Raw genomic sequence first — 2,549 nt, 5'->3', positions numbered from 1 at the left:
CGGCCTGGCGGGCGTCCGGCTCGGGGAGCGCCGGGCGCCGCACCGCGCGGCTCACACGCGCCGCCCCAGCTCGGCGCCCACGTCCTCGGGGGACGGCATCGCCGCGATCTCGGCCGCCATCGCCTCGGCCGCCGCCCGGCGCTCCCCGTCCACGAGCAGCTCGCGCGCGGCCCCGGTGATCGCCTCGACCGTCGCGTCCGCGCCCACCAGCGCCCGGCCCAGGCCCGACCCGACGACCGCCTCGGCGTTGCCGAACTGGTCCGCGCCCTGCGGCAGCACCAGGTGCACCGCGCCGCCGACCGCGCTGCCGATCGTGGTGCCCATGCCGCCGTGGTGCACGGACAGGTCGGCGTGCCGCAGCAGCTCGCCCTGCGGCAGCCAGCGGTGCACGCTCACGTTCGCGGGCAGCTCGCCCAGCGCGTCCACGTCCACCAGCGGCCCGGCCGACACGACCACGCGGGCGTCCAGCGCGGCCAGCCCGTCGATCGCCCCGCGCAGCACCGGCGCGTCGCTGAACACGGTGCCGAGCGACAGGTAGACCAGCTTCCCGTCGCGCCCCACCACGCCCTCGGGCACCGGCACGTCGTCGCTGTGCTGCACCGGCCGCAGCGGGAGCCGCTCGGCGTCGCCGAGGTCGCGCTGCCACGCGGGCGGGCAGATGTCCAGCAGCGGGTTGCCCAGCAGCAGCCCGTCACCGGCGGGCTCGACGCCCAGCCCGGCCGCGACCTCGCGCACGTTCGCGTGCAGCGCGGGGCCGAGGTCGACCGCGTCCATCCGGCCGAGGCCGTGGCACAGGGCCGGCACGCCCGCCTTGGCCGCGGCCAGCGCCGCGCCCAGGTTGAGCACCTCGCGGATCACCAGGTCCGGCTTGTGCCGCTCCAGCAGCGGGGCCAGGTCGGTGGCGAAGCGCTCGGGCAGGACCGTGCCGAACGAGATCGCCGAGACCCGCTCCTGCTCCTGCGGCGACAGGTCCTGCGGGCGCATCGGGCGGCCGAACTGGTGCGCGACGGCCTGCCGCACGTCCCACCCGGCCGCGACCGGCTCCGCGCCCGCGGCCGCGATGGCCGGGTGCACCCGCTCGGTCGTGGCGTAGACGACCTCGTGCCCGGCCTCCACCGCGGCCCGCACCAGGGGCAGCACGGGGTAGGTGTGGCCGAAGGTCCCCAGACTGGAGAAAAGGATCTTCACGCGGCTACGGTATCCCGCGCCGATCACTGCGGGACAGGGCGGAAGTCCCTGGTCAACCGTGATCTTCGTCCAGGCTGTCCCGCACCTCGGTGGTGGCCTCGATGCTCGCGCGCAGGAACCGCGCGACCACCGCGCGCTCGGCCTCGTCGAACCCGGCCCAGGCGCGGGTGAACGCCTCGTTCAGCGGCAGGAAGAACTCCCGGCCCAGCTCCAGCGCGCGCTGGTCCACCGCCAGGTCCACCCGCCGCCGGTCGGTCGCGCTGCGCACCCGGTGCACGTGCCCGGAGGACTCCAGCCGGTCGAGCACGGACGTGGTCGCCGACGCGCTCAGCCGCATCACCTCGGCCAGCCGTCCCGGCGTCATCGGCTGCTCGGACCAGCGCGCCTCCATGATGTGGAGCAGGGCGTTCAGGTCCGTGCGGTGCATCCGGTGGCGCTCCCCGAACCGCTCGGCGAAGCGGTCCGACTCGACCGTCAGCAGCTGCAACAGCCGAACGAGCAGGTCGTGATCTGCCACACCGGCGTCCTTCCTCTACTATTTCGATCGTCCGATAGTTCGATGGTCGAAGTTAATGGCTCCGGAGGACATTCTCCCGTGACATCGCGCGCACGTTGGCTGCTGCCCGCCCTGATCGCCGTGGCGTGGCTCGCGCTCGGCGGATTCGGCGGCCCCTACGCCGGAAAGCTCAGCGAGGTGTCGGTCAACGACAACACCGCCTTCCTCCCCTCCTCGGCCGAGGCCACCGAGGTCGCCACCCTGCTCAAGGCGTTCGAGACCTCCCGCCAGGTACCCGCCATCGTCATCGCCGAGCGTGACAGCGGCCTCACCGACGCCGACCGCCAGTACCTCAGCGGCGCCGAGCTGCCCGGCGAGGCGTCCCCGCTCATCCCCTCCCAGCAGGACGACAAGGCCGCCCAGCGGATCGTCCTGCTCGACGGCGCCGAGCCCGCGCCCGGCGTGGAGGAGCTGCGCGAGGCGTTCGCGTCCCCACCGGAGGGGCTGACCGTGCTGGTCACCGGCCCGGCCGCGCAGATCGCCGACCTGAAGGAGGCGTTCGGCGGCATCGACGGCATCCTGCTGCTCGTCGCCGCCGCCGTCGTCGCGGTGATCCTCGTGCTCGTCTACCGCAGCCCGCTGCTGCCGGTGATCGTGCTGCTGTCCGGCGTGTTCGCGCTCGGCGTCGCCAGCCTCGCGGTCTACCTGCTCGCCGACGCGGGCGCGGTCGACCTCAACGGCCAGAGCCAGGGCATCCTGTTCATCCTCGTCTTCGGCGCGGCCACCGACTACGCCCTGCTCCTGGTGTCCCGCTTCCGCGAGGAGCTGCGCGACACCGAGGACAAGCACGCGGCCATGCGCACCG

Annotated in this window: 3 protein-coding genes; 1 reads left to right on the top strand and 2 read right to left on the bottom strand. The window is 74.2% G+C overall.

Translation table 11 applies throughout. The features are described 5' to 3' along the window. Positions 1–51: 51 nt before the first annotated feature. Entirely contained in the window at positions 52–1,188 is a 1,137-nt protein-coding gene (locus ACTUAL_RS12230) for a glycosyltransferase (RefSeq protein ID WP_440900315.1), read from the bottom strand. A 52-nt stretch (positions 1,189–1,240) separates the two neighbouring features. Then, the gene (locus ACTUAL_RS12225; RefSeq protein ID WP_096495872.1) at positions 1,241–1,705 is read right to left on the bottom strand and encodes a MarR family winged helix-turn-helix transcriptional regulator; all 465 of its coding nucleotides are present in this window, start codon (positions 1,703–1,705) and stop codon (positions 1,241–1,243) included. Between the two features lie 42 nt (positions 1,706–1,747). Between ACTUAL_RS12225 and ACTUAL_RS12220 the strand changes: the two genes are divergently transcribed. After that, positions 1,748–2,549 (top strand): MMPL family transporter (locus tag ACTUAL_RS12220; RefSeq protein ID WP_440900314.1); only part of this gene is annotated, 802 nt, incomplete at its 3' end.

The organism is Actinosynnema sp., assembly GCF_052038725.1.
This window is presented reverse-complemented; position numbering and strand designations above follow the sequence as displayed.